Origin of the sequence: Bradyrhizobium centrolobii, from assembly GCF_001641635.1 — a bacterium.
In the GTDB taxonomy this organism is placed as follows: Bacteria; Pseudomonadota; Alphaproteobacteria; order Rhizobiales; family Xanthobacteraceae; genus Bradyrhizobium; species Bradyrhizobium centrolobii.
In genome coordinates this window covers 37,700-53,234 of sequence record NZ_LUUB01000053.1, presented here as the reverse complement: position 1 = coordinate 53,234, position 15,535 = coordinate 37,700, and the positions used below count along the sequence as shown (strand labels likewise).

Genomic DNA, 15,535 nt, shown 5'->3' with positions numbered 1-15,535 from the left:
AAATCTCGGGAGAAGTGAATGTCTTTCAGCATTGAAATGAGCCGCTTTCAGCAGTGCCCGCGACGGGGCCTCGTCCCTTGACCGGAACGGCACGACGGGAGTATCGGCAGGTGAGGTCTCGCTCGTCCGCGTCCTCGACATCGCGAGATGAAATGCCGCGACCGGGAGCCAGGAGAGCGAGCTGGTCGTCTGGATGGGACAGGACCAGGACACAAGCTGCCGACTCGCGCGAGTAGGGCCGGGGTAGACAGTTGCAACAGCAGTTCAGCCAGTTCGAGGCATTTGAGTTCGGGCCTTATCGTCTGATCCCGTCGAAGCGCCTTCTGCTCACGGGACAGAAAGCCGTTGAGCTCGGAAGTCGCGCCTTCGATATTCTCACGCTATTGCTGGAGCATCGGGGAGAAGTTGTCAGCCGGCGGCAGATTCTCGATCATGCCTGGCCGGGCCTGACCGTCGACGAAGCAAATCTTCGCGTCCAGATGAGCGATCTTCGCCGCGCCCTGAACGTGGAAGACGACGGCGCGTCGTATATCACCAACGTGCAGGGGCGAGGATATATGTTCGTCGCTCCCGTGCGGACCGTCTCCTCATCGCAGGCGGCGGTTACGAGCAGCGGGGCCCTTTCGACGGGGGGCAAACTTCCATGGCGACCGCAGCGCGTGATTGGCCGGGCTGATGCGGTCGATGCGTTGGTCGCGCAGACGCTTGCCTACCGCTTCGTGACGATCGTGGGGCCGGGCGGCATCGGGAAGACGACTTTGGCGGTCGAGCTTGGCCATCGCCTCGCGAGTGAGTTCGGCGACGACGTCTTCTACGCGGATCTCGGATCGCTCAAGGCGCCGGATCTGGTGTTGCCGACCATCGCGGCCGCGCTCGGTTATACCGCGCATTCCGGCGACCTCTTGACCGCTCTGGCATTGTTCGTCGCGGATCGGCGACTGATGCTCATTGTCGATTGCTGTGAGCATGTGATCGAGGAAGCGGCCAACCTCACCGCCAAATTGTTCCAGCATGCGCCGAATATCCACCTCGTCGCCACAAGCCGCGAAGCGTTGCGCGCCGACGGGGAGACGGTGTACTTGATCGAGCCCCTCGGCCTGCCGGCCGAGAGGGAGGAGATGACGGCAGATGAAGTCGCCCGCGCTCCGTCCGTCGAGCTGCTGATGCAGCGTGCGGCGGCGAGCGGATATGTCGGGGGCGTGGACGATGCCAATGCGCTCGCCGCGGCAGAGATCTGTCGCCGGCTCGACGGCAACCCGCTTGCCATCGAGCTCGCGGCCTCCAGGCTGGTCACCTATGGGTTCAGGGGGCTTCTCGAAGGACTTCGAGGCCGTGCGGTCCTGACCTGGCCCGGTCGGCGCCACGAGCCCCGGCACCGCAGCCTGGAAGCAACGCTCGACTGGAGTTTCCGGCTGCTCTCCGACGTCGAGCGGCGCGTGCTTGCCCGGCTTTCGGTTCTTATCGGTCCCTTCACGATGCAGGCTGCTCAGGCCCTGGCGGTCGATGCCATCGATGAGGGCTGGACCGTCGCGCGGGCGGTCGAAGAGCTCGCGGACAAGTCCTTGATCGCGATCCTGCCGGTCGATGACACCCATCTGTACCGGATCCCGGATATCACGCGCTACTACGCGGAGATGAAGCTTGCCGAAAGCGGCGAGCGTCAGAAGGTCCTGCGCAGGCACGCGGAATTCTGCACCGATACCCTGCGGCAGGCAGATGGCGAGCCGCGCCATCTCATCGAACGAAGAACCCTGCGCCACGGACTCCATGTCGGCAATGTGCGCGCGGCCCTCGACTGGTGCTTCTCAAGCCTCGGCGACGCGCGACTCGGCACTGCGCTTGCGGCATTCGCTTCGCGAATGCTGCTCGACCGTTCGATGCTGACGGAGTGCCTGCGCTGGTGCGAAATCGCGGTGGCGCATATCGATGAGAGGGAGCCCCTGTCGATCTGCGCGTTGCGGCTGCAGGAGGCGCTCGCGTTGTGCCGCATGTATTTGAAGGCGAATGACGATCAGGTCGGCGACACGATCGCGCGGGCATTGGACATGGCGGCTGCGCTGGGCGAGCGGCAGTCGGAACTGCATCTGCTCGCCGGCCGCAACCTCTTTCTGACCCGTCGGGGGGATTATACCGGGGCGCTCGTCGCCGCCGAACGATTTGCCGGGCTGGCCCAGTCTTCGCAAGACCCGGTCGAAATCGCCGCCTCCGAATGGATGCTGGGCTCGACGCACAACCTCATCGGTCACCAGGATCTGGGCAGGGAGCTGGTTGAAAGGGGTATTGCGCGAGCGGAAGCGCTGGGCATCGGCAAGACCTACTATTTCGGCTTCGACAACAAGGCGAGGGGAACGCTCGGACGCGTCTGGACATCGTGGCTGTGCGGGGCGCCGGAGAAGGCGCGCCGACTCGCGGAGCGGGTGATCGACGAGTGGGGTGCTCAGAACCATCCTGTCTCATCGTGCATCGCCTATCTCTACTCGGCGGTCGTGGTGCTCTGGTTGCGGGACCTGGATTGGGCCGAGCGCCTGATCGAGACCTTGATCGAAGTGGCGGACAAGCATCAATTGATGCCGTATCGGACCGGCGGGATGGCGCTCAAGGGGGAACTGCTGCTGGCCAGAGGTCAGACGGAAGCGAGCGTGGCCGTGCTCAGGGCTGTGCTCGAACCGCTGGGGACCGAACAATTGACGATCCTGCGTACGCCGGCCATGCGCGCCTACTCCGAAGGTCTTGCCCGCATGGGCGAGGTGGATCAGGCGGAAGGCTCGATTGCCGGGCTCATCGAACAGGCCGAGACGGTTTCGCCGACTTACCTGCTGCCGGAGCTGTTGCGGACGCAAGGCGACGTCATGCTGGCCAGGCGTCCCGCAGACCGGGCGCGTGCCGAGGCGTGCTATCTGAGGGCGCTCGAGCAGGCGAGGACTGACGGCGCTGTTGGCTGGGAACTGCGTGCGGCGATCGCGCTCGCGCGGCTCTGGCAGGAAGACCAGCGCGCCGGCGACGCGGCCGAGTTGCTTCAGCGGTCTTTATCCAAGTTTACGGAAGGGGCCGATACCCCGGATCTCATCGACGCGCGGCAGCTTCTTCAGTCGATGCAATGGCGCGACCCGGCGCCGCAGCGCGGCGGCCGGAGGCGATCGATATCGAAGCGGACGAGGCCGGCCTCGCGATCGACGTGATGCCGAGGGGAGCGGCTCTTGTCGCCCGGAATTGTCTCCGCTCGGCTGGCTGACGTCGCTTTACATCATTTTACATCGAGTTCAGTAGGTTTCCCGTCAACATAGCCGCCACCGGGGTTGTCGTGTCCGTCAGTTCTGCCGGGGGTCCGGCAGCCATGGCGCGGCAAGGAGAGGGGCAAATTGAGACAAGTTCCCCCCTGCTGCATCCTCTTGCAGTCGGACCACTGTCCTTTCGGACAGGGCCGCAGGCAGCTCCGGGTCGAGAGAGACATGCCCGGTGACCCATCTGTGCCAGACGCCCGCATACACTCGGCGAACTCGCTCGCAAACGGACACTAACGCCGATTTTCAAGAATTAACCCGGACCCGGGCGCGCGATGGGCTAGGTTGTGATGTAGCCGGGCTGCCAATTCTGGGTTTGATAATGCCTACACCTCTCAACAGGATCGATCTGAATCTCCTGCGCATATTCGATGTCGTCATGGAGGAGCGCAGCGTGCTGCGCGCCAGCCAGCGCGTCTGCCTCAGTCAATCGGCCGTCAGTCACGCGCTCGCCAGGTTGCGGGACTCGCTCGGCGACGAATTGTTCGTGCGCACGACGACGGGAATGCAGCCGACAGTGCGTGCACTCCAGATGGCCCCTTTGATCCGAGAGGCCTGGAAATCGCTGGAGTCCGCGATTGGAATACCCGAGTTCGAGCCGGGTAACACGGCTAAGCGCTTCTCGGTCGCCGTGAGCGATTTTGTGACCATGGTGATAGTTCCGGATCTGCTCGGCCTTCTGAATCGTGAGGCTCCGCTGGCCGACCTTGCCTTGAGGTCGGACAACTGTCCCGCTCTGCTCGAGCAACTCGACCTCGGCCAGATCGACGCGGTGGTGGGAACGTTCTCGGAGATACCGACGCGCTATCGTGCGACCACGCTGTTTTCCTATGACGACGTTCTCGTCGCACACCGATCCCGACAATTTGGCCGGCTGTCGCGTAATACGCTGGCCTCGCTCTCGATCGCCACGATCTCGATGCACGGCGATAGTGCTGGGGACGGCGATGGCTTCGTCTCCGAGCAGGGATTGACCCGGCGATCCCAGATGTTCGATCGCGCGGCGCTCGAGCGGGCGTTCTGGGGATCGAAGCGCAAGCCGCGCCTGGCCATTTCCCTGCCGCACTTCCTCGCGCTTCCCTCCTTGCTCGAAGATGTGCGATTGGCGGCGATCGTGCCGCGGCCGCTCGCATCACTGCTTGCCCGCATGCACCCGCTGTCGATCCACGAATTGCCTTACAAGTCGGCGGTCATGGACGTCTCGGCGCTGTGGTCCGAACGCAGCCATGGCGATGTCGCGCAGGATTGGTTGCGCAAGATGCTGATGCGTGCGACCGAACCCTTGCGCGCAGCTCTGATCGAGACGGATAGCCCGGCGCTCGCTTCATCGGTCGCGTCGTGTCCGCGGCTGGCCGAACGCGCCTGAGCCTGCAATACCGTACGGACGAATTCGATCGCCGTCATGAACGCCGTGCAGAACGTTCACTTGCCGCACGTCTATCTCGGTGCAAACCTCGCGGTGGCCTGATGAGGCCGTTCCTCCCTGACTTGATGGCCCGTCGTATCTTCGCTCGCGGCGGGCCTCTTCTTTGCAACGGCCTCCGCGGACCGTGCACGTCTGCACCGGCCGTCCGACCTGCACCGTGATCCACTTTGATCCTGAAATAGATTCACTTCCGGACGTGAAGTGGATGGCTCATACGAGAAGCAGGAATGACGAACGATCGCACACGGAGAGTCAGGATGAGCACCGCTGTTGAACGCCGCAATTCGTTCGCCGTCGTCGCATCGACGAGACCGAGCGGCGGATCTGGTTCCTGTATGAGGCGACGCGTGATTGAACTTTAGGTCACCGCGATGAGTGCCAACACCTTCGCAATCTGCCGAAGCTTTTCGGTGATGCCTCAGGGGTGAGGTCGCGAGAGGTTGGCGCGCCGCGCCGTTTTCACGAACAATTGTCGTCGCGCGCGGCCGATGAATGCGGCTCACGGACGGCCTGAAAGAGTTTCACTTCCGTTTGGCGCTCGCCGGATGACCATTGCATTGCTCGCGCAGCCGGCGATCGGCCGTCCCGGGTGCTTCATCAGGATGGCAGCGCAGTCGACCGACAAGGAAGATGAGAGATGAGTGAGGCGACGCAGACAACAATACGCTTCAGGCGCAGAGAGCTTCTCGCCGGCACGGCCATGCTGATCTTCAGCGCAACGACTGTCAGGGCCGCCACGATTGCAGGCCAGTTGCCCTGGGCTCCCAATGCCGGAGATCCGCCGGCGCGGGTCAAGCTCGGTCCATGGGAATTCTTCAACGGCGATGAAGGCCGGGCCGTGGAGGCGCTGGCGGACTGCATCATCCCGCCGGATTCGGAGACACCGGGTGGAAAGGACTCCGGTTGCGCCGTGTTTATCGACCGGCAGCTCGCAGGACCCTATGGCAGGCAGGAGGGACTGTATCTGCGTCCGCCGTTCCAGATCGGTGCGAAGAACCAGGGACACCAATCCGAGAAGGGCCCGGCGCAAGCCTATCGCGAAGGCCTGGCCGCGCTCGATGGCGCCTGCAAGCAGCAGTGCGGCGGAAAGACGTTCGCCGAGCTCTCGGACGACGACAGGGTCGGGGTCCTGAAGGCTCTGGAAAAGAGCGAGCTCAAGCTCGAAGGCGTCGACGGCAAGTCGTTCTTCGCGCAGGTCGTCAAGGATGTGCAGATGGGGTTCTTCGCGGACCCGATCTATGGCGGCAATCGCGACATGGTCGCGTGGAAGATGATCGGCTATCCCGGCGCCCGCTACAACTATCTCGATTGGGTCAGCCGCCACAACGAGCGCTTTCCCCTGCCGCCGGTCGGCATGACCGGCAGCGCGCAATGGACGAGGTCGTAGCATGTCCCGCAGGCTTCCCAGGAAGGACGTCGTCATCGTCGGCTTCGGCTGGACCGGCGCGATCATCGCCAACGAGCTCACCGACGAGGGGCTTGACGTCATCGCGCTCGAGCGCGGTCCGTGGCGCGATGCGCCCACGGATTTTCCACCGGGCTACATGCAGGATGAGCTGCGCTATCGCATTCGGCACGAGCTGTTCCTGCGTCCGGACCAGCTCACATTCACCTTCCGCAACAACATGGGCCAGACGGCCCTGCCGATCCGGAGCTGGGGTGCGTTCATGCCGCCGAACGGTGTCGGCGGCGGCGGCGTGCACTGGAATGCCGAGATGTGGCGCTTCCTGCCGTCGGACTTCGTGCTGAAGACGCACCTGACCGAGCGTTACGGTGCGGCGTTCCTGCCCGCCGACATGACGATCCAGGACTGGGGCGTGACTTATGACGAGCTCGAGCCGCATTACGATCGTTTCGAGTATCTGTGCGGCACGTCGGGCACGGCCGGAAATCTGCGCGGCAAGATCCGGGATGGCGGCAATCCCTTTGAGGGGCCCCGGTCACGTCCATATCCGACGCCAGCGCAAGCTCAGCCGTTCAGCCATACGCTGTTCGGAAAGGCCGCCCGCGAGCTCGGCTACAAGCCGTTCCCGCAGCCCTCGGGCAATCTCTCGCAGGCCTATACCAACCCGCTGGGCCTGCGTCTCGGGCCGTGCACCTATTGCGGCTTCTGCGAGTGGTTCGGCTGCAGCAACTATTCCAAGGCCAGTCCGCAAACGACCATCCTGCCCTTTCTCATCCGCAAGTCGAATTTCAGCCTTCGCGACAACTCCGAGGTCATCCGGATCAATGTCGACCGATCCGGCAAGCGCGCGACCGGCGTGACCTTCGTCGATTCAAGCGGCGAGGAGTGGGAGCAGCAGGCCGACCTCGTGATCCTGTCGGCCTATGCGCTGTTCAACGTCCAGCTTCTCTTGCACTCGCAGATCGGGCAACCCTACGACCCCGTCACCAACACCGGTGTCGTCGGCCGCAACTACACGCATCAGACGATCTCGTCGGTCAACGGCTTCTTCGACAACAAGAAGTTCAACTTCAACCCGTTCATTGCCTCGGGCTCGATCGGAATGTGCATCGACGAGTTCAACGGCGACAATTTCGATCACGGGCCCCACGGCTTCGTGGGCGGGGGCTATGTCGGCCAGGTGCAGACGGGCGCGCGCCCCATCGAAAGCACGCTGGTGCCGCCGGGCACGCCCTCATGGGGGGCCGAATGGAAGAAGGCGGTGAAGGACAATTATCTGAGCACGGTGAAGCCGGGCACCGGCGTGCATGGCAGCTTCTACGCCTACCGCGACATCTATCTCGATCTCGATCCGACCTACAAGGACCGCTTCGGACGTCCGCTGATGCGGATCACGATGGATCTCAAGGAGAACGAGATCAAGCAGAACAAGTTTCTCACCGACAAGTTCGCCGAGATCGTCAAGGCGATGGGCGCGGAAAAGCTCGCGGTCCAGTACCGGACCGCGCCTTACGACATCACGACCTATCAGACGACGCATCTGAACGGCGGCGCGATCATGGGGACCGATCCGAAGACCAGCGTGCTCAACCGGTATCTGCAGAGCTGGGACGTTCCCAACCTGTTCGTGATGGGCGCGAGCGCATTTCCGCAGAACGCCGGCTACAACCCGACGCTCACCGTCGGTGCGCTCGCCTACTGGTCGGCGGCCGCGATCCGGAACCAGTACCTCAAGAACCCGGGGAGGCTGGTCGATGCATAAGGCCCCTCGCATGCGCGCGTTTGCCTGGGCGGCGATACTTTCGGCCGCGACGGTCTGCCAGGCCGATGGCGGCTCATCCAGCCCGCAGGAATTCACCCAGATCGAACGCGGACGCTACCTTTCGATCCTGTCGGACTGCAGCGGATGCCACACCGTTCCCGGAGGCAAGCCCTTCGCGGGCGGGCGGGCGATCGAAACACCGTTCGGCAACATCGTGTCGCCCAACATCACGTCCGATCTGGAAACCGGCATCGGAACCTGGACCGACGATCAGTTCGATGCCGCACTGAGAAAGGGCATCGGACGAACCGGCGCTCATATCTATCCCGCCATGCCTTACAATGCGTACACGCAGATGTCGCGCGACGACGTGCTCGCGATTCGCGCCTATCTCAACTCGCTGCAGCCGGTCCGACAATCGCGCAACGCCAATACACTGCCGTTCCCGTTCAATATCCGCTCCGCCATGGCCGTGTGGAATGCGCTCTATTTCAAGGCGGGCGACTACAAGCCGGATCCGGCCAAATCCGCCGAATGGAATCGCGGCAAATTCATCGTCGACGGTCCCGCGCACTGCGGTGCCTGCCACACGCCGAAGACGCTGCTCGGCGGTGATCGCAAGGATCAATATCTGCAAGGTGCCAATCTGCAGGGCTGGTCGGCCCCTGACATCACCAACAGCCGGCGCGCCGGATTGGGCAATTGGACGGTCGAGGATGTCGCGACCTACCTCAAGACCGGGCACAACCGCGTCACGGCGGCGACGGGGCCGATGGCGGAGGCCGTCGATCTTTCGACGTCGAGGATGACCGATGAAGACAGGGCCGCGATCGCGACCTATCTGAAATCGTTGCCGGGCAAGGATGAGTCTGGGTCTGCTCCGGTCGATGCGAATGTGATGGCGGCCGGAGGTTCGATCTACCGGGATCAATGTTCCGCCTGCCACGGGATTGAGGGCAAGGGCGTTCCCCATCTCTTCCCCTCGCTCGCGGACTCCGCGATGGTTCGCTCGAACGATCCGACGACGGTGATCCGCATGGTGCTTCGCGGCGCACGAAGCGTCGGTACCAAGGGCGAACCGACGGCGCCGGGCATGCCGTCCTATGGCTGGCAGCTCGATGACCGCCAGGTCACCGCGGTGCTCAACTATGTCAGGAACAGCTGGGGCGGCGCCGCTCCTTCGATCGACGCAGGACGTGTGACGCGTGTCCGGTCCGATACGGCGTCGCGCAGCGATTGAGTGTCGTAGAGGCTTATGAGCATGAACGAGAACCGCGCAGTGATCGAGCCCAACCGGTCGTGGACGATGGAGCCCGATAGTCGGCGCCAGATTGTGCACTGGTACGACTTCATCTGTCCGTTCTGCTATGTCTCGCAGGATCGGGATGATTTCCTTATCGCTCAGGAACGAGACGTCGTCGATCTGCCGTTCCGTGCGCATCCTGACATCCCTCCGGAGGGCGTGCAGGTCGGGCCTCGCCACGGTCCGACGTTCCGGAGCGTCGAGGCGCAGGCGCGCGCTGCCGGCCTTGCGCTGAACTGGCCGTCGCGCCTTCCCAACAGCGGCATGGCGCTCGGTGCGGCAGAATGGGTTCGCCGGAATCATCCGGCGGTCTCGCGCGCCTTCAGCAAGGCGCTGTTCGAAGCGCATTTCGTCCTTGGCGAGGATCTCGGCGACAGGGCCACGATCCTGCGCAAGGCTATACAATTCGGCCTCAATGTAGCGGCTCTGTACACAGTGCTCGAGGATGGATCGGCCCTCGGCTGGGTTCGGGAGTCCGAGGCGATGGCGCATACGCATGGGGTTCGCGGCACGCCCACCTGGCTCTACCGCGGCAGGCTTCTGACCGGCGCCCGTCCGATCGAGGAGTTTTCGCGCTTTCTGCAGGACGCCGAGACGCCGTAGCCGAAGCCGCCGTCGGCGTTTCTCGTTACGGCCGTAGCCAAATCCGCGCATCCGGTAATCGGCCTGTTATCGCCTTAACGGAAGATCAATCGTCGTTTCGCCCTGGGAGTTGCCGCGCGGCATGCAGAATCTGATCGGTCTCGTTCTTCTGATCGTTGCTTCGCTGCTTCTGATCTGGCTGCTCACGATGGTTGCGAAAGTGCGACGCCGCTCTCTCAGATGGATCGGCGCCGTCGTGCTCGGCGTGCTCCTTGTCATGACGTCCCTGTTGAGCGGCGCGGTGGCCGCCGGGCTGATCAAGCAGCACGGACGCGGCGCGCACCTTCCGGTGCCGGCCGTCGAGATCGACGCTGGCCAGGTTGCACGCGGCAAGGCCGTCTCGGATTCATTCTGCGCAGACTGCCATTCAAGGACGGGGACGCTGACCGGGGGAAAGGATTTCGCGGAGGAGATCCCCGTGCCGATCGGTTCGTTCATTCCCTCAAATCTCACGCCGGCCGGCTCGCTGGCGCAGTGGAGCGATGGGGAGATCTTTCGCGCGATCCGCAACTCGGTCGGCGCCAATGGAAACTGGCTGACGATCATGTCCTACACCAGCGCAAACATGCTGAGTGACGGAGACATCAAGGCCGTCATTGCCTATCTGCGCTCGCTTTCCCCGGCCGGTGACCGGACGCCGGATCCGCCGGATCGCCTCAATCTCTTGGGACTCGCAATGTTGGGCGCTGATCTGCTGCCGGCCGGCAAGCCGATCTCGACCACCTCCATCACGTCGCCGCCACCGGGCGCGACGCCGGAGTATGGGGCGTATCTGGTCTCATATCTCGACTGCCGCGGCTGTCACGGCCAGGAACTGACTGGCGGCGTGCCGGGACAGATGACCCCGCTCGGTCCCGATCTCACCGTCATGAAGAGCTGGTCGCTGCACGATTTCATCTCGACCATGCGGACCGGGATCAATCCCAACGGATACGGCTTGAGCCGGCAGATGCCGTGGCGCTCGATCGGCTGTCTGGGCGATGACGAACTGACCGCGATGTATGAGTACGTGACGAATGCCATTCCCGGAAAATGAGATATCCCGCGGCCCGCGGGCAAGCCGGCGAAGAGCTCCGCCGCCACCGGCGATCTCGATATGGCTTTGGTTCAGCTCGACCTGAAGAGATTTCACTTCCGTCCGGAATACGCGGACCTATCAATCCGCGCCACGTGATCCACGTGATCAACCACCCCATCCAGCACAAGGAGATACCGACATGAGCATCAAGGCAGTCGCAAAGCCGGCCAAGACGCTTCTGAGCCCGAAGGATCATGCCCTGATCCTGATGGATCACCAGTCGCAGATGGCGTTCAACACCAAATCGATCGACATCACCAGTCTGCGCACCAATGTCGGGATCCTTGCCCGTACGGCGCAAGGCTTCAACGTCCCGACGATCATCTCGACGATCTCCAGGGAAACGTTCGCGGGACCGCTGTTCGACGAGATCATGGAGGTCTTCCCCAATGCCGAGATCACCGATCGCACCACCTCGAACGCCTGGGAAGACGAGAACTTCATCCGTCGCGTCAATGCGATCGGAAAGGATCGTCTCGTGGTCTGCGGTCTGTGGACCTCGGTCTGCTGCAATGGGCCCGTGCTGTCGGCGCTGGACCAGGGCTTTGAGGTCTATGTGGTCGCCGACGCCTGCGGCGACTGCTCGCCGGAGGCGCATGAGCGCGCGATGGAGCGCATGATCCAGGCGGGCGCGCGGCCGATCACCTCTCTCACCTATCTTCTGGAGTTGCAGCGCGACTGGGCGCGCCTTGAGACCTACGACCTGACCACAGGCATCGCGAAGAAGCTCGGCGGCGCCTTCGGCGTCGGCCTCGACTATGTCCATGCGATGTTCGAGGCGCACTAGCCCTGCCTGAGACGGCCTGAAAACGGCGATGCTCCGGCAGCCGATTGGCTGCCGGAGCATTTGTCGTTGTCACGGGACGATGGCGAATGCGCGGGCCGGAAAGCCCAGGCCATCCCTAACCTTCGGCCAGGTGACGACGATGAGCGCGCCCTTTGCCGGGACCTGGTCGAGATTCGCCATGACCTCGATCTGGTAGTGACCGTTCTTCAGGATGTATTGCTCCGAGTCCATCTTGTCGGTCGTGTCCGTATCCATGGATTCGTGACCGGTGGCGGTGGCGTGCCTCTGCTCGTACAGGAACTTGAGGGTCTCGAGCTTCCAGGCGGGGAAGGGGCTGCGCTTGAAGCGCTCGGGATTGCTGTCCCAGTCCTTGTACATGTCGGTCCGCAGCGCCACGAAAGCACCCGCGGGCACGCGGCCGTTCTTGCGCTCCCATGCGCGCAGATCGTCCAGCGAGAAGGCGTGATTGGGATCCTTGGCGAGATAGGGCGTGTCGTCGAGCACGATCAGCCGCAGGACCATCTGCTTGAGCGGGATCTTGTCCATGGTCGCCCCGTGCTCGTCGAAATGCGCGGGCGGGTCGACATGCGTGCCGTATTGTCCGACCATCTCGTAATAGGTGGTTCGAAAGCCGTCGTTCGTGATTGTGTATGGCCGCTTGGTCGCGGGATCGATGGCCGGCGTCATCTTAGCCTGGCCGAAGCCAGACCAGACGGGAGTGTCCGTCCCAAAGCTGTGGGTCAGATCGACGAAGTGCGCGTTCGCGATCGTCTTGTAGACCTCACTGAGCGATGCGGCCGTCGCGGCGGCGCTCGTGGCGGAGAGGATGCACGCGCCGGCAATCAGGCGGAGGATGATGGTGCGGGAGTTAGGCTGCATGGTCGGTTCCAGGATTGGGCTCCGGGATGGGAGTCTTGGATAGATCAGCCTTTTGTCGCCGGTTCGCAAGCGACCACGAGAGTCACATGAACTTTTGGCCGACATGTTTCGCTTGTGGCGTTGACAACGAGCTGATCGCTGCTGCACCCCGCTCATTCTCCGGATGAAATCATTTCACTTCCGCTTTGATTCGAAGCTGAGCACGATGCCGGCAACCGCAATCGGCGCACGACGCTGCACGCAAGCACGCCTTGCATCACGTCGCGCCGCCGATCGATCCGCGTCACCGTAACCAGCGAGGCTGCAAATGACCGACCGTGCGCGCCCTTTGACTCATGCCACGGGGGCTCCCGTCGTGGACAACACCAACATCATGACGGCCGGCCCGCGCGGGCCTGCGCTGCTGCAGGACATCTGGCTGATCGAAAAGCTCGCGCATTTCGACCGCGAGGTGATTCCGGAGCGGCGCATGCATGCCAAGGGCTGGGGCGCCCACGGGACCTTCACCGTCACCCACGACATCACCCGCTACACCAAGGCCAGGATCTTCTCGGAGATCAGGAAGACAACGCCGATGTTCGCGCGCTTCTCGACCGTGGCCGGCGAGCGCGGCGCCGCCGACGCCGAGAGGGACATCCGCGGCTTCGCCCTCAAGTTCTATACGGAGGAAGGCAACTGGGATATCGTCGGCAACAACACGCCCGTGTTCTTCTTCCGCGATCCACTCCGCTTCTCCGATCTCAACCATGCCATCAAGCGCGATCCGCGCACGGGCCTGCGGTCGGCGGACAACAACTGGGACTTCTGGTCGCTGCTGCCGGAGGCGCTGCACCAGGTCACGATCGTGATGTCGGATCGGGGCATCCCGAAGAGCTTCCGGCATATGCATGGGTTCGGAAGCCACACCTTCTCGATGATCAACGCCGCCAATGAGCGGGTCTGGGTGAAGTTCCACTTCCGTACGCAGCAGGGCATCGAGAATCTCACCGACACGGAAGCAACCGACCTTGTCGGTCGCGACCGCGAGAGCCACGGCCGGGACCTGTTCGAGGCCATCGAGCGCGGCGACTTCCCGCGCTGGACATTGTTCATCCAGGTGATGACCGATGCGCAGGCCAAAGCCTTCCGCTTCAATCCGTTCGACCTGACCAAGGTTTGGCCGAAGGCCGACTATCCGCTGATCGAGGTCGGGGTCATGGAGCTCAATCGCTATCCCGACAATTATTTCGCCGAGGTCGAGCAAGCCGCTTTTTCGCCGGCCAACGTCGTGCCCGGAATCGGGTTCTCGCCCGACAAGATGCTGCAGGGGCGGCTGTTCTCGTACGGCGACACCCAGCGCTATCGGCTCGGCGTGAACTTCAATCACATTCCGGTCAACGCGCCGAAATGTCCGTTCCTCAGCTATCATCGCGACGGCGCGATGCGGGCCGATGGCAATCTCGGCGCCACACCCAACTATTGGCCGAACAGCAAGGACGCATGGACCGATCGCGATGCGAGCCTGATCGAGCCGCCGCTGCCGCTTCTGGGCGATGCGACCTACTGGGACCATCGGGTCGACGACGATCATTACGAGCAGCCGGGAAACCTGTTCCGGAAGATGAGCCCCGCCCAGCGCCAGCTTCTGTTCGCGAACACGGCTCGCGCCATGGGTGATGCCCGCATCGAGGTCAAGCAGCGCCATATCGCGAACTGCGCGAAGGCAGACCCGGCCTATGGCGCTGGCGTCGCGGCGGCGCTCGGCCTGGCAATCGGTCGCGCCGCCGAGTGAGCAGCCCGCGAGAGACGCGAGAACCCCGCCAAATGGCGGGGTTTTCGACGTTCGCGCGTTCGAATGTCTGCTGGCAGCGTGCCCGGCGAGCGTTTGCGCTTTCGCTGGATATCGGCTGCGCTATTACGGCCGTAACGCAAATCCCGTCGCCTTTGACGGGCCGGTGCCGCATCTATCGATGACGAACGGCAGACAGGAGATGGATGTGCCCTACGCCAACGTCAACGATCAGCGGCTTTATTACGAGGACACCGGCGGACGCGGTCCGGTGATCGTGTTTTCGCATGGGTTGTTGCTCGACGGCACGATGTTCTCGCCGCAGGTGGCGGCGTTCCGCGATCGATACCGCTGCATCACGTGGGACGAGCGCGGGCACGGCAAGACGGCAACGGACGTGTTGCCCGCGTTCTCCTACTACGACTCCGCGAACGACCTTGCCGCGCTCCTCTCGTATCTCGATGTCGACAGTGCAATTCTGGTCGGCGTCTCCCAGGGCGCCTTTCTCGGCATGAGGTGCGCTCTCACGCATCCCGAACGTGTCCGCGCCCTGGTTCTCATCGCAACGCAGGCGGGCACGGATGAGCCGGCAACGCTTGCAGGCTATCGTGCCTTGCTGGAGGCATGGATTGCCGGCGGTCTGCCGGAGGACATCGCCGTCACGATCGAGTTCATCCTCTTTGGACCGGACTGGCCGGGCGCAACGGCGTGGAAGGAGAAGTGGCGCGCCATGAACGAGGCAAATCTCCGGAGCGCATTTGCCGCACTCGCTCATCGCGACGATATCAGCGACCGGATCCCCGCGATTCGCGTGCCCACCCTGGTCATTCACGGCGACGTCGATGCGGCGATTCCGCTCGCCAGGGCGCAAGCCATGAAGGCGGCCATTCCCGGCGCGGAGATGATCGTTGCTGCAGGCGGTCACTCCGTGAACATGACAAATCCGGGGCCCGTCAACGCCGCCTTGGACGACTTTCTCGACCGGCACCAGCTCACCTCCTGAGCGTGAGGTGCAGGCGCGATACTGACCCGGCGACGTTGCAATCGCCCGCTCGAGGCCTTCTCCGATCCTCGCGAATTTCCTTCCGGACTGGCCTGACGGAGCTTGGCCAGGCGACCCATCGCGTCGCGCCAAGATTCTAATATATTAGCCCCTCGCTTCCGGCACTCGCCCCTTCCCGGGCTTAAGCTCCCTCATGCCCAG

General features: G+C 63.3%; 11 protein-coding genes. 10 read left to right on the top strand and 1 reads right to left on the bottom strand.

From position 1 onward, the window contains the following. The first annotated feature begins 251 nt into the window (after nt 1–251). From AYJ54_RS15625 to AYJ54_RS15590, 8 genes are all read left to right on the top strand, one after another. The gene (locus tag AYJ54_RS15625) at nt 252–3,179 is read left to right on the top strand and encodes an ATP-binding protein (RefSeq protein WP_063699816.1); all 2,928 of its coding nucleotides are present in this window, start codon (nt 252–254) and stop codon (nt 3,177–3,179) included. 277 nt (nt 3,180–3,456) lie between these two features. Then, nucleotides 3,457–4,647, top strand: a complete 1,191-nt coding sequence (locus AYJ54_RS15620; protein ID WP_245329026.1) for a LysR family transcriptional regulator — start codon at nt 3,457–3,459, stop codon at nt 4,645–4,647. Between the two features lie 697 nt (nt 4,648–5,344). After that, nucleotides 5,345–6,094, top strand: a complete 750-nt coding sequence (locus AYJ54_RS15615; RefSeq protein ID WP_063699812.1) for a gluconate 2-dehydrogenase subunit 3 family protein — start codon at nt 5,345–5,347, stop codon at nt 6,092–6,094. Between the two features lies 1 nt (nt 6,095). Then, nucleotides 6,096–7,874, top strand: coding sequence for a GMC family oxidoreductase (locus AYJ54_RS15610; RefSeq protein ID WP_063699810.1), 1,779 nt, complete (start codon nt 6,096–6,098; stop codon nt 7,872–7,874). Then, complete coding sequence (locus tag AYJ54_RS15605) at nt 7,867–9,114, top strand: c-type cytochrome (RefSeq protein WP_245329025.1); 1,248 nt, start codon at nt 7,867–7,869, stop codon at nt 9,112–9,114. The genes AYJ54_RS15610 and AYJ54_RS15605 overlap by 8 nt, the downstream gene beginning before the upstream one ends. 21 nt (nt 9,115–9,135) lie before the next feature. Continuing rightward, the gene (locus AYJ54_RS15600; protein WP_161491859.1) at nt 9,136–9,780 is read left to right on the top strand and encodes a DsbA family oxidoreductase; all 645 of its coding nucleotides are present in this window, start codon (nt 9,136–9,138) and stop codon (nt 9,778–9,780) included. A 121-nt stretch (nt 9,781–9,901) separates the two neighbouring features. Next, complete coding sequence (locus AYJ54_RS15595; RefSeq protein ID WP_063699805.1) at nt 9,902–10,855, top strand: c-type cytochrome; 954 nt, start codon at nt 9,902–9,904, stop codon at nt 10,853–10,855. A 181-nt stretch (nt 10,856–11,036) separates the two neighbouring features. Further along, complete coding sequence (locus AYJ54_RS15590) at nt 11,037–11,684, top strand: hydrolase (RefSeq protein ID WP_063699804.1); 648 nt, start codon at nt 11,037–11,039, stop codon at nt 11,682–11,684. Nucleotides 11,685–11,753: 69 nt separating this feature from the next. On the opposite strand, the gene AYJ54_RS15585 is transcribed toward AYJ54_RS15590, so the two are convergent. After that, a complete protein-coding gene (locus tag AYJ54_RS15585) occupies nt 11,754–12,563 on the bottom strand; it encodes a cyclase family protein (RefSeq protein ID WP_063699802.1) in 810 nt (269 codons plus the stop codon). Between the two features lie 307 nt (nt 12,564–12,870). Here AYJ54_RS15585 and AYJ54_RS15580 point away from each other — a divergent pair, with 307 nt between their 5' ends. Together AYJ54_RS15580 and AYJ54_RS15575 are read left to right on the top strand one after the other, a co-directional pair. After that, nucleotides 12,871–14,334: a catalase gene (locus AYJ54_RS15580; protein ID WP_063699800.1), complete on the top strand. Its 1,464-nt coding sequence runs from the start codon at nt 12,871–12,873 to the stop codon at nt 14,332–14,334. A 178-nt stretch (nt 14,335–14,512) separates the two neighbouring features. Beyond that, nucleotides 14,513–15,334 carry an alpha/beta fold hydrolase gene (locus AYJ54_RS15575; protein WP_201724194.1) on the top strand — a complete coding sequence of 274 codons (822 nt, stop codon included), beginning with the start codon at nt 14,513–14,515 and terminating at the stop codon, nt 15,332–15,334. Nucleotides 15,335–15,535 lie beyond the last annotated feature (201 nt).

Excerpts from the sequence above, each read along its gene's own strand:
- AYJ54_RS15580 (WP_063699800.1), top strand. The coding sequence starts at position 12,871 with ATGACCGACCGTGCGCGCCCTTTGACTCATGCCACGGGGGCTCCCGTC.
- AYJ54_RS15600 (WP_161491859.1), top strand. The coding sequence starts at position 9,136 with ATGAACGAGAACCGCGCAGTGATCGAGCCCAACCGGTCGTGGACGATG.
- AYJ54_RS15610 (WP_063699810.1), top strand. The coding sequence starts at position 6,096 with ATGTCCCGCAGGCTTCCCAGGAAGGACGTCGTCATCGTCGGCTTCGGC.
- AYJ54_RS15590 (WP_063699804.1), top strand. The coding sequence starts at position 11,037 with ATGAGCATCAAGGCAGTCGCAAAGCCGGCCAAGACGCTTCTGAGCCCG.
- AYJ54_RS15605 (WP_245329025.1), top strand. The coding sequence starts at position 7,867 with ATGCATAAGGCCCCTCGCATGCGCGCGTTTGCCTGGGCGGCGATACTT.
- AYJ54_RS15585 (WP_063699802.1), bottom strand. The coding sequence starts at position 12,563 with ATGCAGCCTAACTCCCGCACCATCATCCTCCGCCTGATTGCCGGCGCG.
- AYJ54_RS15595 (WP_063699805.1), top strand. The coding sequence starts at position 9,902 with ATGCAGAATCTGATCGGTCTCGTTCTTCTGATCGTTGCTTCGCTGCTT.
- AYJ54_RS15575 (WP_201724194.1), top strand. The coding sequence starts at position 14,513 with ATGACGAACGGCAGACAGGAGATGGATGTGCCCTACGCCAACGTCAAC.
- AYJ54_RS15615 (WP_063699812.1), top strand. The coding sequence starts at position 5,345 with ATGAGTGAGGCGACGCAGACAACAATACGCTTCAGGCGCAGAGAGCTT.